11 protein-coding genes are annotated in these 20,924 nt (G+C 61.8%); 5 read left to right on the forward strand and 6 right to left on the reverse strand.

Translation table 11 applies throughout. The features are described 5' to 3' along the window. Positions 1-345 precede the first annotated feature (345 nt). Complete coding sequence (gene mutS / locus XALGPE39_RS10090; RefSeq protein ID WP_045728064.1) at positions 346-2,937, forward strand: DNA mismatch repair protein MutS; 2,592 nt, start codon at positions 346-348, stop codon at positions 2,935-2,937. A 293-nt stretch (positions 2,938-3,230) separates the two neighbouring features. Here mutS and XALGPE39_RS10095 read toward each other — a convergent pair whose 3' ends face one another. Then, positions 3,231-3,866: a polysaccharide deacetylase family protein gene (locus tag XALGPE39_RS10095; RefSeq protein WP_235429786.1), complete on the reverse strand. Its 636-nt coding sequence runs from the start codon at positions 3,864-3,866 to the stop codon at positions 3,231-3,233. 1,076 nt (positions 3,867-4,942) lie between these two features. On the opposite strand from XALGPE39_RS10095, the gene XALGPE39_RS10100 reads away from it, so the two are divergent. The 4 genes from XALGPE39_RS10100 to XALGPE39_RS10115 all read left to right on the forward strand — a co-directional run bounded on the left by XALGPE39_RS10100 (position 4,943) and on the right by XALGPE39_RS10115 (position 10,709). Further along, positions 4,943-5,908, forward strand: a complete 966-nt coding sequence (locus XALGPE39_RS10100) for a GTP-binding protein (protein WP_045728065.1) — start codon at positions 4,943-4,945, stop codon at positions 5,906-5,908. Then, positions 5,905-6,942 (forward strand): hypothetical protein, encoded by a 1,038-nt coding sequence (locus XALGPE39_RS10105; protein WP_052690063.1) that lies wholly within the window; start codon positions 5,905-5,907, stop codon positions 6,940-6,942. The genes XALGPE39_RS10100 and XALGPE39_RS10105 overlap by 4 nt, the downstream gene beginning before the upstream one ends. 97 nt (positions 6,943-7,039) lie before the next feature. After that, entirely contained in the window at positions 7,040-9,253 is a 2,214-nt protein-coding gene (locus XALGPE39_RS10110; protein ID WP_235429787.1) for a TonB-dependent receptor, read from the forward strand. Further along, entirely contained in the window at positions 9,240-10,709 is a 1,470-nt protein-coding gene (locus tag XALGPE39_RS10115; RefSeq protein WP_235429788.1) for a PepSY domain-containing protein, read from the forward strand. Before XALGPE39_RS10110 ends, XALGPE39_RS10115 begins: the two co-directional genes overlap by 14 nt. A 14-nt stretch (positions 10,710-10,723) precedes the next feature. Here the strand turns inward: XALGPE39_RS10115 and XALGPE39_RS10120 are convergent, their stop codons facing one another. From XALGPE39_RS10120 to XALGPE39_RS10145, 5 genes are all read right to left on the reverse strand, one after another. Beyond that, entirely contained in the window at positions 10,724-11,173 is a 450-nt protein-coding gene (locus XALGPE39_RS10120) for a DUF4440 domain-containing protein (protein ID WP_052690065.1), read from the reverse strand. Between the two features lie 638 nt (positions 11,174-11,811). Then, positions 11,812-16,170 (reverse strand): RHS repeat-associated core domain-containing protein, encoded by a 4,359-nt coding sequence (locus XALGPE39_RS15240; RefSeq protein WP_161795339.1) that lies wholly within the window; start codon positions 16,168-16,170, stop codon positions 11,812-11,814. A 304-nt stretch (positions 16,171-16,474) separates the two neighbouring features. After that, the gene (locus XALGPE39_RS10135) at positions 16,475-16,954 is read right to left on the reverse strand and encodes a chemotaxis protein CheW (protein ID WP_045728067.1); all 480 of its coding nucleotides are present in this window, start codon (positions 16,952-16,954) and stop codon (positions 16,475-16,477) included. A 43-nt stretch (positions 16,955-16,997) separates the two neighbouring features. Next, positions 16,998-18,416: a chemotaxis protein CheB gene (locus XALGPE39_RS10140; RefSeq protein ID WP_082061955.1), complete on the reverse strand. Its 1,419-nt coding sequence runs from the start codon at positions 18,414-18,416 to the stop codon at positions 16,998-17,000. A gap of 46 nt (positions 18,417-18,462) precedes the next feature. Continuing rightward, positions 18,463-20,924: response regulator (locus tag XALGPE39_RS10145; protein WP_152624965.1), on the reverse strand; the 2,462-nt coding region annotated here is incomplete at its 5' end.

Consider the following 20,924-nt stretch of genomic DNA (forward strand, 5'->3'; position numbering starts at 1 on the left):
GAAAGCCGTCGAGCATGGCGGTCAAGTGCACTGTGCCACCTGTCGTTTTCTCGCGACTGAAGGGCAAACGCTTAAAGCATGCTTTTGGTCCAATATTCGGAAAATCGACGAAGCGTCCAATGCCTGACGCATCTGATGAGTACACGCAAGTGCCGCGAGGACACCCGGAGTCAGCGCGGACTCATCCTCGTTCTCCCGTACCATTGTCTTATTCCGATAGGGTCCACAGCCTGGACGGTAGACAGCCGCACTCAGCATGAACACGTCGGCTGAACCAGCGTGCTCCACCCCTATCTCAGCGTGCCAACGCGGCACGATTGCCCCCTTGCACTCCACAGAACATCCATGCAGAACAGTGAGTTAAAAGAACACACCCCCCTCATGAAGCAGTTCTTCGCCGCCAAGGCCGACTATCCGGACTTGCTGCTGTTTTTCCGCATGGGCGATTTCTACGAACTGTTCTACGACGATGCGCGCAAGGCCGCGCGCTTGCTCGATATCACCTTGACCCAACGCGGCAGCTCCGGCGGCGCGCCGATCCCGATGGCCGGCGTGCCGGTGCATGCCTACGAGGGCTATCTGGCACGGCTGGTGGCGTTGGGCGAGTCGGTGGCGATCTGCGAGCAGATCGGCGATCCCGCGCTGGCCAAAGGGCTGGTCGAGCGCAAGGTGGTGCGTATCGTCACCCCGGGTACGGTCACCGACGAGGCCCTGCTGGACGAACGCCGCGATACCTTGCTGATGGCCATCGCGCGGACCAAGCACGGCTACGGGCTGGCCTGGGCCGACCTGGCCGGTGGACGCTTCCTGGTCAACGAGGTGGACAGCGAGGATGCGCTGGAAGCGGAACTGGCACGGCTGGAACCGGCCGAATTACTCGTGCCGGACGAAGACCAGTGGCCGGCATTTCTACGCGAACGACGCGGCGTGCGCCGACGCCCACCGTGGCTGTTCGATGCCGACAGCGGCCGCCGCCAGTTGTTGGCGTTCTTCCAGTTGCACGACCTCAGCGGCTTCGGGATCGACGAGCGGCCACGCGCTATCGCGGCGGCCGGCGCGCTGCTGGGCTATGTCGAGGAAACCCAGAAGCAACGCCTGCCGCACCTGACCTCCATCGCGATGGAAACCGCTGGCGAGGCGATCGCGATGAACGCGGCCACCCGCCGCCATCTGGAGCTGGACACGCGCGTGGATGGCGATACCCGCAACACCCTGCTCGGCGTGCTCGACAGCACGATCACACCAATGGGCGGGCGCTTGCTACGACGCTGGCTGCACCGTCCGCTGCGTCTGCGCGAGGTGCTGGTGCAACGTCACCACGCAGTCGGCACCTTGATCGACCGCGCCGCCGATGCCGACCTGCGCGATACATTCCGCGCACTCGGCGACCTCGAACGCATCCTCACCCGCGTCGCCCTGCGCTCGGCACGGCCGCGCGATTTCTCCACCTTGCGCGATGGCCTCGGCCTGCTGCCGGCGGTGCGTGCAATTCTGGCGCCGCTGGATTCGCCACGACTGGCGGCACTGGCAACGGAACTGGGCCAGCACGACGAAATCGCGCACCTGTTGGCCTCGGCCATCGCCGAGCAGCCACCGCTCAAGCTCAGCGACGGCGGGGTCATCGCCGCCGACTACGACGCTGAGCTGGACGAACTGCGCCGGCTCAGCACCAACGCCGACCAATTCCTGATCGACCTGGAAGCACGCGAACGCGCCAGCAGCGGCATCGCCACACTGAAGGTCGGCTACAACCGCGTGCACGGGTATTACATCGAAATCAGCAAAGGCCAGGCCGACAAGGCGCCGGTGCACTACAGCCGACGCCAGACCCTGACCAACGCCGAGCGCTACATCACCGAGGAACTGAAGAACTTCGAAGACAAAGTGCTGTCGGCGCGCGAACGCGCGCTGTCACGCGAGAAGTTGCTCTACGAAGGCTTGCTGGACACTCTGGGCGAGCATCTGGAACCGCTCAAGCGCGCGGCCGCCGCACTCAGCGAGCTGGACGTCCTGGCCGGTTTCGCCGAACGCGCGCAGGCACTGGACTGGAACCGGCCAGAACTGCAAAGCGACGCCTGCCTGCGCATCGAACGCGGCCGCCACCCGGTGGTGGAAGCGGTGCGCGAACAACCGTTCGAACCCAACGACCTGGACCTGCATCCAGGCCGACGCATGCTGGTCATCACCGGCCCGAACATGGGCGGTAAATCGACCTACATGCGCCAGAACGCGTTGATCGTCCTACTCGCGCACATCGGCAGCTATGTGCCGGCGCGACGCGCGGTGATCGGCCCGATCGACCGCATCCTCACCCGCATCGGCGCCGGCGACGATCTGGCGCGCGGCCAATCCACCTTCATGGTCGAAATGGCCGAGACCAGCTACATCCTGCATCACGCCACCGCGCAATCGGTGGTGTTGATGGACGAGATCGGTCGTGGCACTTCCACCTACGACGGTCTGGCGCTGGCTGACGCGGTGGCGCGCCACCTCGCCCAGCACAATCGCTGCTACACCCTGTTCGCCACGCACTATTTCGAACTGACCGCACTGGCCGACGAGCCGGTCGACGGCGGCCCCAGCGGCATCGCCAACGTGCATCTGGACGCAGTCGAGCATGGCGACCGCCTGGTGTTCATGCACGCGGTCAAGGATGGCCCGGCCAACCGCAGCTTCGGCCTGCAGGTGGCCGCCTTGGCCGGCCTCCCCAAGGCAACAGTGGCGCAAGCGCGGCGGCGACTGGCCGAACTGGAGCAGCGCGGCGGCGAGCACCATGCCGCGCAGATGGCGGTACAGGCACTGGACACGCCACAGCAATTCGGCCTATTCGCGGCGGCCCCCTCCGCCGCACAGGAGGCGCTGGCCGCACTGAATCCGGACGAGTTGACCCCCAAGCAGGCCCTGGAGGCGCTGTACAGACTAAAGTTACTGCTCTGACTTGCGCACAAAGTGCCCGCGATCCAGTGGAATCGCGGGCACCGACATACAATCGCGCCCTTCGTCCGCAGTTGCGCTGTCTGGCGCAGCTCGTGAGGTCATTGCCGACTCAGGCGACCATGTCAGCGTTCCAGTACGGAAATGAGCAAGCGCATGCCGGAATGGATCAGGTCCGGATTGGAAATAATCTCACGGTTAGCCTCGTAAACTTTTCTCCAATGGATTCCAATCCCGCAGAAATTTCGGTAAATGCACGACAGGATGCCGCTGCTGCACATCACGTAGTAATACGGTTACGCAGCAGATCCAGAATCGACATTACCAGAATGACCATTACCCGAATCACTAGAAGCGGGCGGCGGAATGTTCGTTACGGCTTGCAGATTGACGAACTCCACATCGCCCAACGCCAGAATTCCCTTGATAAAGGTATCCAGATGATCGACGGTAGTCTTATGAATATCGTGCATCAGAACGATACTAGTCTCACGTCGCCGGATCTGCTGTAGACCATACTCAACCCAGGCATCAGGTTTACGTTTCCAATCCTCGGTATCCACCGACCACATCACGGTGCGATAGCCAAGCGATTGCAGCACTTTATCCACCGTCGCGTTGTGAGCACCGTAGGGAGGCCGCATGATGCGATCAATGGGAATGTACTTGGAAAGCGCCACTTCGGTATTTTTTATCTCTGCGTAAATCTGCGCTTCGCTCAAGGCGCTAAGTCGCTCATGATCGAAACTGTGATTACCGACACGATGCCCCTCCGCGACAGCGCGTGCGGTGAGATTGCCAGCAGCGGCAAGGCGCTCACCAAGGACGAAGAAAGTCGCAGTGATCCCATGTAAAGAAAGGATGTCGAGCACCTTTGGGGTGTTGCTTGGATGAGGACCGTCGTCGAAAGTCAAATGAATTTTCTTCGTCATCACTTTTATCGCCATCGTTGAATAAATTTCAAAGTACAAATCCAAACATGAACAAGAGCAGAAAATCGTCACCATCTGGAATATAGATTTTCTATATCTAATTTCTATCACAGTCGCTGGCCCACACGCCGTTGGAGCGGATCGATGCGTGTCTGTCCAGCCATAAAGCCTGGTCGCCACATGCAAAACTGGCTCAACACACGGTTGTGCGGCACATCATGCGCGTGACAAGTCGCGACAGCATCTGGGGCTAGCAGAATCAGCGATTGAAACGGCAGACGACATTCGCCCAGAATGCGCCGTGTGGATTTGACTCGATCAATGGCATGGCACTCTGCGCTGCTGTCATCAAGATCGCCCAGTACCGCATTGATCCACCGCGCACCAGCGCTTTCAGCACCGCACCACCAGCGCTCGTGCCGAATGTGGCATGCGCCAGACCAGCATCTTCAACGCCACGAAAACACGCAGGCCTATCGGGTTAAACCTTGCATTGGGCCACGAAGCGGCACAGCCCGCTGAGCAAGGCATTTTTGAATGCTTGGCACGGACTCGATCACCACAACGCTCGGCGTGATAGCGGTAGGAAGCCATTGAATCTACACGCGGTTTCGCGCTCGACCTGCTTTGGCCTCACAGCGCTGGGCTCGACATAGCAAACGGCGCAGACCGCAGAGTTGAGTCAGCGCGATTGAGCAAGTCTTGCATGCGTTATGTTATTTTATAACATCCATGCCAGCCCGACGCCTCCACCAGCGCATTCTTCCCCCAAGCATGTGGCAGTGCACGCACGTGGATACACCGTCAGTGCGCGCGTATCGCGCAGCGCACGGCGTACCGTCACGTTTCTCTTTGCACTTGCAACCGCTACCGACATCGGCGCTCGCAGTGCCGATGTCCAGATGTGAGGCGGCAACGCACTCACCACACCCCTGGCAGACAGGTTGCCAATCACCGCCATCACGAGCAGCGCTGGCACGCCCGCATCTGCGCCCCCCGTTGCGGCGTCCGACGCATTCACCGCATCGCTCTCGCTCCAAGCACTTTCAGACAAGCGCTCCCCCAAGGAACTCCCCATGACTGCCGCACAAATCCCCGTCACCGTTCTGACCGGCTTCCTCGGCGCCGGCAAGACCACGCTGTTGAACCGCATCCTCACCGAATCGCACGGACACCGCTATGCGGTGATCGTCAATGAATTCGGCGAGACCGGCATAGACAACGAGCTCGTCGTCGATGCCGACGAAGAAATCTTCGAGATGAACAATGGCTGCATCTGCTGCACCGTGCGCGGCGATCTGATCCGCATTCTCGATGGCTTGATGAAGCGGCGCGATTTCGATGGCATCTTGATCGAAACCACCGGCTTGGCCGATCCCGCGCCGGTGGCGCAGACCTTCTACGTCGATCCGGAAGTCGCCGCCAAAACCCGCCTGGACGCGATCGTCACCGTGGTCGATGCGGTCAACCTGGCCACGCATCTGGACGAAGCGCACGAAGCCGCCGAACAGATCGCCTTCGCCGACGTGATCCTGCTCAACAAGATCGATCTGGTCCAGGCGGCGGACCTGGAAACGGTGCAAGCACGCATCCGCAGCATCAATCCTTACGCGCGCATCCATCACAGTCAGCGCAGCGATGTGCCGCTAGATGCGGTCCTGGGTTTGAATGCGTTTACGCTGGAACGCGTCCTGGAGATCGAACCGGACTTCCTCGACGAAGACCACGCGCATGAGCACGAGGAAGACATCCATTCGGTGTCGCTGCAATTGCACGCCCCGCTGGATCCGTTGCGATTCGAACTGTGGTTCGGCGACCTGCTGCGCACGCACGGCACCGACATCTTGCGCTGCAAAGGCATTCTGGAGTTGGCCGGCGAGTCGCGTCGCTACGTGATCCAGGGCGTACACATGCTGACCGACGGCAATTTCCTCGATGCCTGGCCGGCCGGGAAGCCGCGCGTGTCGAAACTGGTGTTCATCGGCAGGAACCTCGAACGCATGCAGTTGCGAGAGGGATTCAACGCCTGCGCGACGGCATGAAGATGCTGTCGCAGCCATCCACCTCCGCATCCATCCCAACGCAATCGGCCACCGGCTTCACCATGCAGGTCGACGCGGTGCCAGTGGCCACGGTGATGTGCGGCACGCGATTGGTCACCGCCTGGGGCGATGGCAGTGTCCGCCGCTTCGCCAGGGAGCAAGCGCCAGACCGTGTGCAACTCCACGATGGGGCGATCCTCACACTGGCGGCCGATGCCACAGGCGGCGTGCTCAGCGGCGGCGACGATGGCGTGTTCGCGTCTCTGGACGCCGCCGGCGTGCAGGTGCTGGCGCGTTTCCCCGGACGATGGGTGGAGCACGTCGCCGCCAGTGGCGACGGCCACTATGCCTGCGCCGTCGGTCGTCAGGTGCACCTATGGCGGAGGGACGGCAGTACGCAGGTCATGGATCACCCCTCCAGCGTCGGCGGCATTGCCTTCGATCCGACTGGGCAGCGATTGGCGGTCACGCACTACGGCGGCGCCACGGTCTGGACACAGGCCTCCGGTGACTGGACAGCCACACCGTTGGCGTGTCGTGGCAGCCATCTCGGCGTCACCTGGTCGCCAGACGGCCGCTTCGTCGTCAGCAGCATGCAGGAAACCGCACTGCACGGCTGGCGCGTGGGCGATGAATTGCAACTGCACATCGCCGGCTATGCGACCAAAGTGCGGCAGTGGTGCTGGGTCGGGACCAAACCGTGGCTCGCCAGCAGTGGCGCGACGGCGGCCATCCTGTGGCCATTCGACGGCATCAACGGCCCGATGCAGCGCGCTCCGCTGACCTTGTTCGATTCCCCGCAGCAAGAGCTGGTCAGCGCGTTATGCACGCTCCCCGATCAACCGCGCATCCTGGCCGGCAGAACCGATGGCAGCGTCCTGTTCGGCGACCCCGCCACACCGGAGCGTTGGCATATGTTGCGCCCCCCGGGGAACGCAGCGGTCGCGCTGCTTGCGATCCTGCCGGAACCGCATTGGTTGCTCGTCGTACACGAGGACGGCCAGGCACTGTGGATGCCACTGCTGCTGCCATAAGTCCAACACCCTCGTCTGCGCGTGCGACTGCCGCCAGCCAACGGCGCATCATCGCAATGCGCAACCGCCCCCACCTCATCCGCTCGCCTCCCTCCGCATGACTGACCGCCTCCTTGCCGTTGCCGTTTCTCCGCTCGCCACCCGCTCCATCGCCATGCCACTGCAGCATCTCGCGCTCGCCGTGATGCTCGCGCTGCTGCCTTCAATCGCGATGGCGGCAGAGGACTCAAGCGCTAAGCTGCAGACCCTGGACGAGGTCAATGTCCGTGCCGTAAGCCAGGACACCGCTCCATTTCTGCCGACCGCCGGCCGACTCGGCTTGCCGCCCGCACAGACGCCCGCCACGCTCGATACGATCAATGGCGACACCATGCAAACACGCGGCGTGCAAAGCGTCGAACGCGCAGTGTTGGCACTACCCGGTATTACCGCAGGTGGTTCGCCGGGTAATCTGTCCGACCTATCGATGCGCGGCTTTACCGGCGCACAGATCACCATGCTGCACAACGGCTTGTATCTGGGGCCATCCGGCATGGTCACGCGCCCGCAGAACACGTTCAATTTGCAATCGGTGGACGTGCTCAAAGGCCCCGCGTCGGTGCTCTATGGGCAAGGCGCGATTGGCGGCGTCGTCAACGTGGTCGACAAACAACCGCGCTTTGACCCGATCAGCTACGACCTGCTCGCCGGCGCATCGAATTTCGGTGGTCGCGAGTTCGGCTTAGGTAGCGGCGGAGCACTCAACGACGTCCTTGCCTACCGAACCGATATCAGCCGCCTGTCCTCCGACGGCTTCGTCCACGCCACTGGTTCGAACGTGCTCAATGCCAGTGCATCCATGCTGTGGCGGCCACGCGACAACCTCAGCCTGCAACTGACAGTCGATTACGCCAACGATCATCCGAGCACCTATTTCGGCACACCACTCGTCCCGGCCGCTGTCGCCCACGCACCGCTGCGCGGCATTTTGCACAGCGCCGACGGCAGGGTGGTGGATGCGGCATTGCGCGACCACAACTACAACGTCACCGATGCGCAGATTTCCTCGCGGCAGCTCTGGCCGCAGGCCATGCTGGTCTGGTCGCCGAGCGAACACGTCACCGTGCGCAGCTTGTTATTTGCATTCGACGCATCGCGGCGCTGGATCGACGCGGAGAACTACGCCTACAACCCCGCCAGTGGACAGATCGACCGCGATCGCTTCTTCGTCTTCCACCAACAGCATCTGTGGGGCAGCCAGACCAGCGTGACGTTCGACCAACCACTGGGCCAACTGCCCAACCGATTGGTGGTCGGGTTGGATCACAACCAACTGCGCTTCGTGCGCGAACGCGGCTTCCCCGACGGAGACAGCGTCGATCCCACACTGCCCGGGCCAACCGGCGTGTTCGGCAGCCTCCAACCACGGCGCAGCCCCACCACATGGAACAACACCGCACTGTTCATGGAAGATGCGTTGGACGTGGATAAACGCCTGAAACTGGTGCTGGGCGGGCGCTGGGAAATCCTGGACCTGGAGCGGCGCAACTTCGATGCCAATGGTCAGTTCCAGGCCGCGAGCAGCTTCACTCGCCGCTATCGCCCCAACAACGCGCGCATCGGGCTGGTGTATGCACTGAGCCCGTCGCTGACACCGTACCTGTCCTACACCACCGGCAGCGATCCGCCTGGGTCCAATATCTTTCTGGTCAATGCCGGCGAGGACTTCGGACTCAGCCACGCACGCCAGTACGAAGCCGGCATCAAGGCCGCCAGCAGCGAGCAACGCGCCAGCGCCACCCTGGCCGTGTACGACATCCGCCGCGACAACATCCTCACCTTGACCGGTCAGGACACGCTGAACAACGTCGGCGCGCAAACTTCGCGTGGCGTAGAACTGTCGCTGACGGCACGGCTCGGCGCGCACTGGGCCGTGGACACCAATCTGGCCTACACCGATGCCCGCTACCACAACTTCATCGACAACAACGGCCTCGATGTCTCGGGCAACCGTCCACCCAACGTGCCACGCACCGTCTTCAACGTCGGCACCCACGTGGATAGCGTAGGCGGCCTGCCACTGGAACTCGGGCTCGACCTGCATCGCGTGGGCGAACGCGCGGGCAACCTCGCCAACACACTGCAGTTGGAGCACTACCTACTCACCGACGCCTACGCCACGTATCGGCTGACGCCCTCGGTGACGCTGAGCCTGCATGTCGACAACCTGTTCGACAGACCCTACGTGCAGTGGGCCGATGTCTCCTACCCGCAGCAAGTGATGCTGGGCCAACCGCGCAGCTATGCGTTGAACGTGCGTGCCGCATTCTAGTCGGCGGCTCTGGGCAAAACTGTCCTGGCTGCACCGCTGGCTGGGCGTGCTGCTGTGCCTGTCCTTCATGGTCTGGTTCAGCAGTGGAATGGTGATGCTGTTCGTGCCATTTCCATCGCTGCCAGACACGGCGCGTTGGTCGCACAGCGAGCCGCTGGCGCTGGCGCAGGTCCGCATCGCGCCAGCGATGGCCCTGGCGCACAGCCACCGCGATGCGGACTTGCGCTTGCTGTCCGTCGCCGGGCAGCCGCGCTATGTCATTGGACAGGACGCGCAACAACGTAGCATTGATGCGCGCAGCGGCGCCCCGCTGGGGTTGTTGAGCGCCGCGCAGGCCCAGATCGTGGCGGCACGCTTCGGCAATGCGCCAGTGCGTCGGTTAACCGGCCCCCTGGAAACCGACCAATGGATCGTGCATCAACGCTTCGATCCCTGGCGGCCGTTCTATCGCGTCGACATGGACGACCCGCAAGACACGACGCTGTACGTCTCCGCACGCACTGGCGAGATCATGCAGCGCACGCATGCTGTCGAGCGTCGTTGGAATTGGTTGGGCTCCATCCCGCACTGGGTGTACTTCACGGTGTTGCGGCACGACTTCGGCGCGTGGGATCGCAGCGTGTGGTGGCTGGGCATGATCGCGCTGGTCGGCACACTGAGCGGCACCGCACTGGGCCTGTACCGCAGTTGGCACTATCGCCACCGCAACGCTGGCGGCTGGTCGCCCTACCGCGGCATGTTGAAGTGGCATCATGGACTGGGCTTGGTGGGTGCGGTCATCGTGCTTGCCTGGATATTCAGCGGTTGGCTGTCGATGGATCATGGCCGGCTGTTCTCGCGCGGCCAGCCCTCGGCGCAGGCGCTGCAACGCTATGCGATGACCGACCTGCGCACAGCGCTGACCAAGGTCACGCCGGCTACGCTACGGGCGTTGGATGGCAGCAGCGAAATCGACTTCCATGTCGTCGGCGGCCAGGCCTGGGCGAGTGGATATGGCGGCAACACCGCAACCGCCACGCTCGGCATCCAGGCCGATACCGGCGATGCACACCTGCTGTCATCGCCGGAGCGCGAGCGCGCCATCCGCAGCGCAGCTCAACATGCCTGGTCGGTAGCGACAACGCCCAGACCACGCGACGACGCGCTGTATCGCCAGGCCGATGCCATTGCGGCGAATGCCTTGCGCATCAGTCTGGCAACACCGCAACACGCCGAGCTGTACATCGACGCGCACTCGGGCCACCCCTTGCTGCTACTGGATACCAGCCGCCAAGCCTATGCCTGGCTGTACTTCGCCTTGCACACGACGCGCGTGCCGGGGCTGGTCGAATACCCGCGTCTACGCATCGCCGTGCAACTGCTGCTGCTGACCACCGGCTGGTGCCTGAGCCTGACCGGGACGATCCTGGCAGCGAAACGGCTGCGTGCGACCGCGCGGCAACGGCACGCACGCTGATGCGCCGGGATTGACTAAACGCCCTCGGAACAGCGCGAGGAATGGTGACCGGTGATGAGCCAGCGTCCCTCGATTTCTTCGAAGGTGAACAAGAAACGCGCATTGACCGGCTCGCTGACTCCATTGCGCTCGAACACGAAGGTGTAAAGCCCACCGATCACCACCGTACCGAGCCTGGCGCTAACCCGCTTATTCTGCACGGAGATACCGCAACTGATCCCATCGGCCGCCAGGAAGGACGCAAAATAGGTTCGACGATCCTCGTCGCGACCGCGGATATCGTCGGACAGCGTTGGCACCAGAATGGCGTCGGGCGCGTACAAGGCAAGCAACGCATCGATGTCGCGGCGGCCCACTGTCTCGGCCCAGCAGCTCAGCACCTTGCCCGCCTCGGTCAAGCAATACGTGGCGGTGCGCTCGACAACAGCGGAACGGTGATCGACAGGCCCAGCATCGGCGGTCATGGGGAGTCCTGAGTGTGGGGACGATGTGTGTATCGCCGCGGTGATGGTTGTTATTTTATAACAATCAAGAGCGGAGGCCATGTTAGCCCATGGTGCCAGCTTGCAGGCGCTGCCCTGCGCGCTGCGCATGTGATGCAGCGCGGCGACATCTGGAGGTCAGTTGGATTAACTGCCTGCATTGGGTGTAGGCGCAACGCAATACGAACACGTTGCCGTTTATGGTCTGCACCGTGCGAACAAGTCCGCGCGATGGTTGAAACCAAGACGCGCCGATTCGCCGGCACCAGGCCGGCTTTATCGGCCACGAACGACAATGCACTCTACGTATAAGTGACTTTGACTTCGTTATCCCTTATTGACCTACCTCTTTCCCGATGTGGCGAAAGAGTGATGCGACGTGAACTAGCATAAGAGAAACTGCCTGTTCTCTATTGTCTAGCAATGGCACCAAGAACTCCCAATCGTCCGTAAGCCTTCCAACGTCCAACATTGGTGGCGGCTCTTTGATTGCATAGACTTGATCAGGTGGAATCTCCCAATAGAAGTCCTTGTCATCCGCTATCGTGATCGTCTCTATTTTTAGATCATTCACAATATGATCCAAAATAGCATCACTAATCTTCTTTAGATCGCGCAAATTAAATTGAACCATATCGCGCCTCACATTCTTCTAGCTGCTTCTTAAAATTCGCAATTTGCCGCTCAAGACTTCTAATTCTCGCCGGTATGATTAATTCATCATACCCCTTTCCGAGAAATCCAAGATTATCATACATCTTGGGATTGGCGATGTATTCGCGCAGCTTTTGCTGATGCATCCGAAGTTGGTCACGCAAACCCTTGCACGGGTCACCACTCCTAGGGCAACCAGGTCCGTCACTCTTTGTGTCGGGGATGGGCATTGCCGGATCGAGGGTCTCTCCGGGACTAATCACCTGAGGAATCGGTCGAATTAATTCACTGGGAAATGGCAACACTTCCTGTAGCCCAAGTGGATCGATGAACATCAGAGGATTATTGATGACATAGGCATAGGTATTGGTGCCACCACCCAACCCAATCGGATCACTCTGCACATACCGGCCAGTACCCGGCTCGTAATCGCGGAAGTAATTCTGATTGAGCCCACTGGCCGCATCATACCGCTGCCCTGGGAAGCGCAGGTTGAGCACGAACGCGGTGCCGTCCCGATCCGGGTCCTGGTCCGGGGCGGTGTTGCCGAACGCTTCGCCCTTGAGGTCCCATCGCCAGATCGCCACGTCGCGCACCGAGTCGATCACCGCGCGTGGGCTGCCCAGGTGGTCAGGCTGGATATAGTTCAACTTCGTGCCTGCTGCCAATACGCCTACCGGCAGGTCGTCCAGCCAGATGGCTTGTTGCAGTGGTGCGCCATTGTTGTCGTAGTCGCCCAGCCAGTGACCGGCTTCGTCGTACAGCGTGTAGGTGTTGGTCGTGCCCAGGAAACGCTGCACCTGTTCGCCACGGCCGTTGTAGCGATATTCCATCGCCAACGCGCCGTTGCGTTTGGCCTGGCGCAGGCGGGCGCTGTCGTCGTACACGAACGCCTGCGTGGCTCCGCCGATGCTGGTGGTGTTGCCCGCTGCATCATAACTGCGCGTGGCGCCCTCCACGCTTGCCAGGTGATGGCTGTCCGCCGGGTAGGCGTAATGCTGCGTCACGCCGTTGACCTGGGCGCTGAGTCGGTTGCCGGTGGCGTCGTAGCTGTAGCCGTCGATCACAGTGCCAGTCGGGCCGTCCTTGAACGCGCTCAACCGCCCCAGGGCGTCGTAGTCCAGGCCCACCACCGGCGCGGTGTTGCCCGGCGCAGTCAGCGCGCTGAGGTTGCCCACCGGGTCGAAGGCGAAGCCCACCGCCAAGCCATCTGTGCGCGTGTCGGTGATCGCCTGCGGGTGGTAGTCCTGATCCAGCACGCGCTGCATCGGCCGGCCGTTGCCGTAGGTCCAGCCCGCCACCGGGCCGAATGGGTAGTAGCTGGCGTTGTTCAACAACACCTGCCGCGTGCCGCCCACCGGGGTCACGCCGACTTCGGTGGTTTGGCCTTGCGTGTTACGCACGTAATCGACCACCGCGCCATCGGGATAGGTCAACTGGCTTAATTGCCCGCCCGGGGTGTAGGCGTAGCGCAGCACGAATACGTTGCCGTTGGTGGTCTGCACCTTGCGCACCAGATTACCGAAACGGTCGTAGCAATAATCGGTGCTACCGCTGGCGTCTTGCATGTGCGACAGCCGGCCGACCGCATTGGTCTCGCCGCTGGCACAGGTGCTGGGGCTGAGGTCGTAGCGGTAGCTGACGTTCAAGCTCGCATCGGGATAGGCCACGCTGGTCAGCCGGTTCAAGGCGTCGTGGCTGTAATTGACGGTCACCCCGCGTGCGTCGGTCTGCGTGGCGCGGTTGCCGGCGCTGTCGTAGGTGTAAGTGGTAGTGCCGGTGTCCGGACTGGTGAGCGTGGTCAGTTCGCCCAGGCCGTCGTAGGCATAGGTGGTGGACAGGCCCTTGGGGTCGGTGACCTGGGTGACGTGGTCCAGGGCGTCGTAGGCGAACGCGGTTTGCGCGGCGATGCCGCCGACATCCTGCAACGTGTGCGCCAAGCGATTAAGTGGATCGTAGTCGTTCTGGGTGATGTGGCCGAGCGCGTCGGTCACTTGCGTGGCGTTGCCGTTGGCGTCGTAGCTGAAGCCGGTTGCATTGCCCTGCGCGGTGGCTTGCGTGGTCAATTGGCCGAGTTGGTTGTACACGCGCGAGAGCGTGCGCTTGAGCGTGCCCGACGCGTCCTGAGTGTCTTCCTTGAGCCGGTTGCCGGCGTTGTCCAAGGTGTAGTGAACCGTGTTGCCGGCGTTATCGGCAATATCGGTGAGGCGATGCGCCGCGTCGTAGGTGAAGGCGGTGAACGCGCCATCGGGCTGGGTGATCTGCTTGACCAGCCCGGTCGGCCAGTAGTCGATGCGGGTGATGCGGTCGTCACTCTCGGTGCTGTCATCGCTGCCGCGCACCTTGCTGGCGGTGAGCCAGCCACGCGGGTGGTAGGTGGAGTCGGTGACCACGCCGTTGGCGTCCTTCACCGATAGCACGCGGCCGGCGCCGTCGTAGGCCAGGTATTCGGTGGTCTGGCCTAATGCGTTGGTGACTTTCCACAGGTCGCCCTTGCGGTGCGTGCAGGTGGTTGGCGATGTAGCGCAGGCGCTGTCGTCGCTGGGGTAGTAGGTGTAGTGGGTGATGTCGTCTAGGTCGGTGTTGGGGCCGTCAACCGAAGTCACCAAACCCAGCAGCGGGCAGCTTCCGGCATCGATGTCGGACTGTTCGCAGTAGGTCGTGGTGGACGTGCGGGTGATGCCTGTTGCCGGATCGGTGTTGGACGCGGTGAGCGCTTGGCCGCGGGCGTTGTAGGTCCAGGCAGAATTTTCCATCAATCGACCGGCTGCATTTCGAACGCTGCGCGTCAGCGGGACAGCCAATATGGGGTCCCAATCGCTCTGAATGGTTCGTGCACGACCACTCGCATCACTGGATGCCTCGGTTTTTGAATTCAACAATCCCCGAGAATCATAATCATAGTTTGTCGTTACGCCGGACTGCGTAATACTTTTGACTTGACCGTCATCACCATAGACATACGAAGTACTCTTAGACGCACACTGATCGCAATTTTCCACAATCGAGACAGGCGACACGACACCATCGATCAAGGAAAATTTTATCGTCTTGACACTTCCCAGCGGAGAAGTAATGGCAGCAGACGTGGCATAAAATTCGCCATTGACAAATGTGTAATTGGCCTTGTAGTAGCTTACACCATTGCCGAGATAGGTACCCACCGCCTTTGCATCACGAGCATAAAGGGACTTCTCATATATGGTCGTCGAATAACGCTGTTGAGATTCATCGATAAAACCCGTGTACGTTCCGACAGGCGCATAGCCATCGATATACTTTGACTCATCATAGAGATACTTCACCTCGCTCCCATCCGGATACTTCACCCGCTCCAGATGATTGGAAGCTGTGTAGTAAAACCAAAGACGCTGGCCATCCGGCAACAAAACGCTTTGAACAAGATCACCTGCGCCGTACTCGAAACTCATGGCACGACCTTGTGCATCCGTCACCGTGGCGAGGCGACCTGAATCATCATAGGCCAACACCTGCTTGAATCCTGATGGATCATATAATTCGAGCAAATCGCCTGCGTCACTAAAGACTTCTTTGGCATTATTGTTTTCCTGCAGTTGCCAGCCAACTGCCGTATCGCCTTGTATGCGTCGAGAAAACCGACCACTGCTCGGCAAATCCGGCACCCAATCGCTACCAGACTGACTGAAACGCAAAGCATCGCCACCAGGGCGGGAGACGTAAACGACAGCCCCAGAAGATGTATCGAAATAGCTGACGTGCCAAAGATAGCTGTGCGTCCTATTCTCCCCAAATATTTTTAATTTTCCTGGGAAATAGCTAATCGCATGTGAGTTATTGTAACTTAACGAAAGAGAAAGAGGGAAATTGCCAACACCCACATATTCCTTATGCGTCTCGAACTTATTACCGATCCCCGCATTGATAGGATCTCCAAAGCACTGCTCCCTGCACTTTGGCGCACCAAGAGTGGATCCGAGGTTTAATGCGGAAGAACCAGACACATAGGGAAACCCATTTTGATAATCATTCAAATTGGCAGCTTGGTAACGAACGCCATTCCACAGCGATATTACGTACGCACTCCACCTAAATCCACTCGGACTGCGATTATAACAAATCAAACCTTGCACCCAGGGCTGCAATCCTGGATCTTTCCTTGCGATCGAAAGCTCGTCGCTGCATTCGGCGTATGCCGATGCTTCGTCGCAAGAGTTATAATCACAAGCACCATTTTGTTGGCGAGCTGACGACGTCGCCATCGCCGTATCAAAAAATGGTAGCGTCGCTAGAAAAAACCCACAAAACACTACATATCGACCAACCGTTCCAACTCGCCAATTCATATACATTCCTTTGAAGTAAACTGACACGTCAAAAATAGCTGAAAACAGCAAGCACGTTAAAGCAATCTAGCGACCCCGCCTCATCTAACCTCCAAACCAGAATCGAACACTCCTGCACTGGATCAGCAAAAAGTACAGACATCCGTCATTCTGCGTATCGATGCTGCGATCCTCATCCTAACATCCAATCTCGTCAGCGTGGCATGCATTTTTTACACTTATTGCATCGCCCCGCCAGCAAAAATAACGACATATGCAACAGCAACACAAGCCTTGCAATCTCTTCACTGAAACTCAGGATAGATCAAAGACCCACCCCCAAAAACCGCTCCCCCACCATCCACTCGATCGCATCCAAATCCGGCAACAACGCACTTTGTTCGCCGAGCAACACACGCATGTGTACGCCGGGAGGCAGGGTTTCTTCGGAGGCGTCGGCGAGCAGGCCGTCGCGTGGGACGGAAATCAATTGCGGGAAAGATTCGGTGGGCAGGGCGAAATACGGCAAGTTCGGATTACCACCCAGCGCCTTGAGAACGACAACCTTGTTATTGGCCGCCACCGCTTCGCCACCGAGGCCGGTCAGGTGGGCGAAGGACAGCAGCGGAACATTCCAGCCGTGCCAGACAATCTGACCAAGTAACCAAGGTGGGGCGTCGGCCAACGGTTGCACCGAGGCGCGCGACATCACTTCGGCGATGGTGGCGTTGGGCATCAGCAGGCGCTCGCTGCCCACCTGGATGAGGACACCGCGGATTTCGTCGTTGCTGGCGTAGCTGCTCATGAAGTAGGTCGTCCTGGAACCGGGAAAAATGCGCGGGCGCGGCTCAGCCGCCCCATTGCGCGCGCAGGGCCTGGGCAAGTTGCACCGGCTCACCGCCGGGATGGCCGCGAAGGATCAACTGCGCGGCAGCGGTGGGGTCGTAGCAGCCCTCGCCCGACTGCCCGGCCACCCAGGCGCCTTGCTCGGCCAGCGCCAGCACGGCATCGACCTGTTGCGGGTCGCTACCGCTGAGCAGCAGCACGGCGCTATGCGCGGCGGGCAGGCCATCGACAACGCTTGCGCCAGCGGCCTGCGCCACGAAACGCAGACCGGCAGCGTCGGCACTGCGCACGCCAATGTCATCCGGCAGGATGTAAACATGACCGGCGCATACCGCTTGGTCGGCTTCGGCCAGTAGCACCGGCAGTGCGGACACGCGGGCGATCTGCTTGACCAGGTTGGCGTAGCGGCCGCCATCCAGGCGCAATTGCACCAGCAGCGGCAGCGGGAAATGCGATGGCAACGCGGCGAGCAGGCGACGAATCGCGTCGGGACCGCCAATGCCCGCCATCACCAGGACGGCCCCCGGCGCGGCAGTCGCCACATCCGCAGCGGGAGTCGCAGTACCAGTGGGAGTCTCGGTGCCAGTGCCAGTTGAAGCACTAGTGGGAGTCGGAGTGACAGCGCCAGCGTTGGCTGTCGTGGCACCCGCCTCCGTTTCCAGCGCAACCAGCGATAGCCCTTCGGTCGAGATCGCGATCCGCTCCGCGGGTGGGCGCGGTGGCGGCGTCACCGGCGGGGTGTCGTGGTCGACCAAGGACCACGATGCACTGGCCGACGGCGACGGCGCGACGGGGATGGATGGCGCCGTGCGAATCAGCGGTGGCGTGGGGATAGGATCGGCGACCGGTTCGGTGTGGGGCGCGAAGGACAGGTCTTCAAAGCCCGGTGCGACATCACGCGGCGGCTTCCAGGTATACAGGGCATCGCCTGGGATGGCCTCGGCAAAACTGGCCGCTTCTTCGAGATGCACATGGATCGATGCAACGTCGGGCACCTGCGCAGGGCTGGCGGATTCTTCGAGATGCACCTGGATCGACGCGTGATCGAGCGCTTGCGCCGAAATCGCCGCCGCGGGCACTTGCAACGCGGGCGGCAGGTCGCTGTCACTCTCGCCCCCTGGCGGCAGCACGTCCTGGTGGCCGTGCAGTTTGGCCGCCAGATGCCGTACCCAACGCTGGGCTTCCCAGCCTTCGCGACGCGCGGCCAAGTCGGCCTCGTCGAAAATCACGGTGATGCCTGGCCGCTCCAGCGCGGTGTCCAGTCGCTCCAACGCCTGCTCGATGGCCGGCTCCAGCGCGATCAACACGACCGCAGGCGCGGCGTCGGCCAGCGTCTGTGCATCGACTGCCTCGGGAGCGTCCTCCAGCACAATCGCCGCGCCCGCCAGATGCAGCGCCTCACGCAGGCGTTCGCGCGCCATCCCCGGACGCGCCAGCAACGCAACCGGCGGCGCGGTGGCGTCGCCGTCAGTCGCGAACACGGGCGATCCCCAGTAAATCGTAGACGTTACGCATCAAATCCAACTCTTGGTAAGGCTTGCCGAGATAGCGCTGCACGCCGAGTTCAAAGGCGCGCTGGCGGTGCTTATCGCCGCTGCGCGAGGTGATCATCACGATGGGGATAGCGGCGTAGCGCGGGTCGGCACGCATCGCGGCAGCGAGTTCGTAGCCATCCATCCGCGGCATTTCGATATCCAGCAGCATCAGATCCGGAACCCGCTCCTGCATGCACTCCAACGCCTCGACACCATCGCGTGCGCAGACCACGTCAAAGTTGTGCCGCTCCAGCACGCGCCCTGTGACTTTGCGCATGGTCAGCGAATCGTCCACCACCATCACCAACGGCATGTGGCGCTGGGGCGTCGGCACCGCTTGCACCGACGGCCACAACGGCTGCGCCAGGTAGCGTCGCACCAGCGGGGCGATGTCCAGGATCACCACCACACGGCCGTCGCCAGCGATGGTGGCGCCGTAGATGCCGGGCACCGACGCAATCTGCAGGCCCACTGGCTTGACCACGATTTCGCGGTTGCCCAGCACTTGGTCGATCGCCACCGCCGCGCGCAAGTCGCCCGCGCGCACCAGCAGCAGCGGCACCTGCGCCTGGCCTTCGGCGCGCGCAGGTTCCTGCCCGAGTAACGAACCGAGGTCGTACAGGGTGTATTCCTCGCCGCTGTAACGGTAGCCACCATTGGCCGCCTCGAAGCGTTCGCGACCGATACGGCCGATGCCGCTGACCGAGGCCACCGGCACGGCGAAGGTGGTATCGCCGATCTGCACGAACACCGCCTGGGTCACCGCCAATGTCTGCGGCAGGCGCAGAGTGAACGTGACACCCTCACCGCGAACCGAATGGATGTCGACCGAGCCGCCGAGCTGACGCACCTCGTTGCGCACCACATCCATGCCCACGCCACGGCCGGCCAACTGGCTGACTTGATCGTAGGTGCTGAATCCAGGCGCAAAGATCAGCGCATCCAGTTGCGCCTCGGTCAGCGCGGCTTCGGCGGCGATCAAGTCGCGTTGTTCGGCACGCCGACGAATCGCCTCGCGGTCGAGTCCGGTGCCATCGTCGGCCACTTCCAGCACGATTTCCGAGCCTTCGCGGCGCAAGCGGATGGTGATCTTGCCTTCCTCAGGCTTGCCGGCGGCAAGGCGTTGCTCGGGCGTCTCCAGGCCATGGGCGACCGAGTTGCGCAACATATGCTCCAGCGGCGCGACCATGCGATCGAGCACGTTGCGGTCGAGTTCGCCGTGGGTGCCATCCAGGCTCAGATGCACGTGCTTGCCGGTTTCGCTGGCGGCCTGACGCACCACGCGACGCAGGCGTGGCACCAGCCCGTCGAACGGCACCATGCGCGCACGCATCAGGCCATCCTGCAATTCGGAGCTGACGCGCGACTGCTGTTGCAGCAGGCTGTCGTACTGCCGCGCCAGGTCGTCGAGGACGCCTTGCAAGCCACCGAGGTCGGCAGCCGATTCGTTGAGCGCACGGCTGAGTTGTTGCAGGGTGGAGAAGCGATCCAGTTCCAGCGGGTCGAAATTCTGCTGGGTCTGATCCTGCTCCCGCTGGTAACGGGCGACGATCTGCGCCTCGGTTTCCAGATCCAGACGCCGCAACTGATCGCGCAGACGCGCGTTGGTGCGCTCCAGTTCGCCCATCGCGCCACGGAACGCGCCGAGCTGCTGCTCCAGCCGCGACCGGTAGATCGCCACTTCACCAGCCTGGTTGACCAGCCGATCCAGCAGATCGGCGCTTACACGCACCTGCTCCTGCATCGGCCGCGCGATCATCGCCTCGTTTTCCAGCGCGTCCTCCAGCGGCAACGGCGCGGACAACGGCGCCTGTGCCACGCTGGCCGGCCACGCTTGGCCGACGTTGGAAACGACCGGCTCGGCGGCATGGCCGGCTTCGGCGACGGGATCGTTCGCCTCGGACACAGGCACCACGCCATCCGCGCGGGTGCGCGCGACGAACGCGCCGATCAGATCCACTGGCTTGGCCACCGCACGGTGATTGCCGGTGAGTGTCAGCAACTGGTGCAAGCGGTCGAAGCCGCGTTCGAGTGAATGCACGTCGTCACGATCAAGTTCGGTGCGGTTGGCGGCGACCGCCTCCAGCAGCGATTCGATACCGTGTCCGAGGTCGCCGATGGCGTTGATGCCGGCCATGCGCGCACCGCCTTTGAGCGTGTGCAGATCGCGCTGCAGGCCGCCCAGCAGATCGCGATCCTGCGGTGCAACCCGCAGCTCGGCGACCAGGCGGTCGCAGTGATCGAGCAGATCCTTGCCCTCTTCGACAAAGATATCGACCAGCTCGCGATCCAGGCCACTGAAATCCAGCGGACCGAGATCGGCAGCCGATAGCTCGGCCACTGCGACAGCGGATCGTCCCGGCTGCGGCTGCGGCTGCGGCTGCGGCTGCGGCT

This window comes from Xanthomonas sp. GPE 39 (assembly GCF_000963005.1).
Taxonomy (GTDB): Bacteria; Pseudomonadota; Gammaproteobacteria; order Xanthomonadales; family Xanthomonadaceae; genus Xanthomonas_A.

Bases quoted from the DNA above. Each gene is read 5' to 3' on its own strand.
- XALGPE39_RS10095 (WP_235429786.1), bottom strand. From the start codon at position 3,866: ATGACGAAGAAAATTCATTTGACTTTCGACGACGGTCCTCATCCAAGC.
- mutS (WP_045728064.1), top strand. From the start codon at position 346: ATGCAGAACAGTGAGTTAAAAGAACACACCCCCCTCATGAAGCAGTTC.
- XALGPE39_RS15240 (WP_161795339.1), bottom strand. From the start codon at position 16,170: ATGAATTGGCGAGTTGGAACGGTTGGTCGATATGTAGTGTTTTGTGGG.
- XALGPE39_RS10105 (WP_052690063.1), top strand. From the start codon at position 5,905: ATGAAGATGCTGTCGCAGCCATCCACCTCCGCATCCATCCCAACGCAA.
- XALGPE39_RS10135 (WP_045728067.1), bottom strand. From the start codon at position 16,954: ATGAGCAGCTACGCCAGCAACGACGAAATCCGCGGTGTCCTCATCCAG.
- XALGPE39_RS10110 (WP_235429787.1), top strand. From the start codon at position 7,040: ATGACTGACCGCCTCCTTGCCGTTGCCGTTTCTCCGCTCGCCACCCGC.
- XALGPE39_RS10120 (WP_052690065.1), bottom strand. From the start codon at position 11,173: ATGACCGCCGATGCTGGGCCTGTCGATCACCGTTCCGCTGTTGTCGAG.
- XALGPE39_RS10100 (WP_045728065.1), top strand. From the start codon at position 4,943: ATGACTGCCGCACAAATCCCCGTCACCGTTCTGACCGGCTTCCTCGGC.
- XALGPE39_RS10140 (WP_082061955.1), bottom strand. From the start codon at position 18,416: ATGGCGCGCGAACGCCTGCGTGAGGCGCTGCATCTGGCGGGCGCGGCG.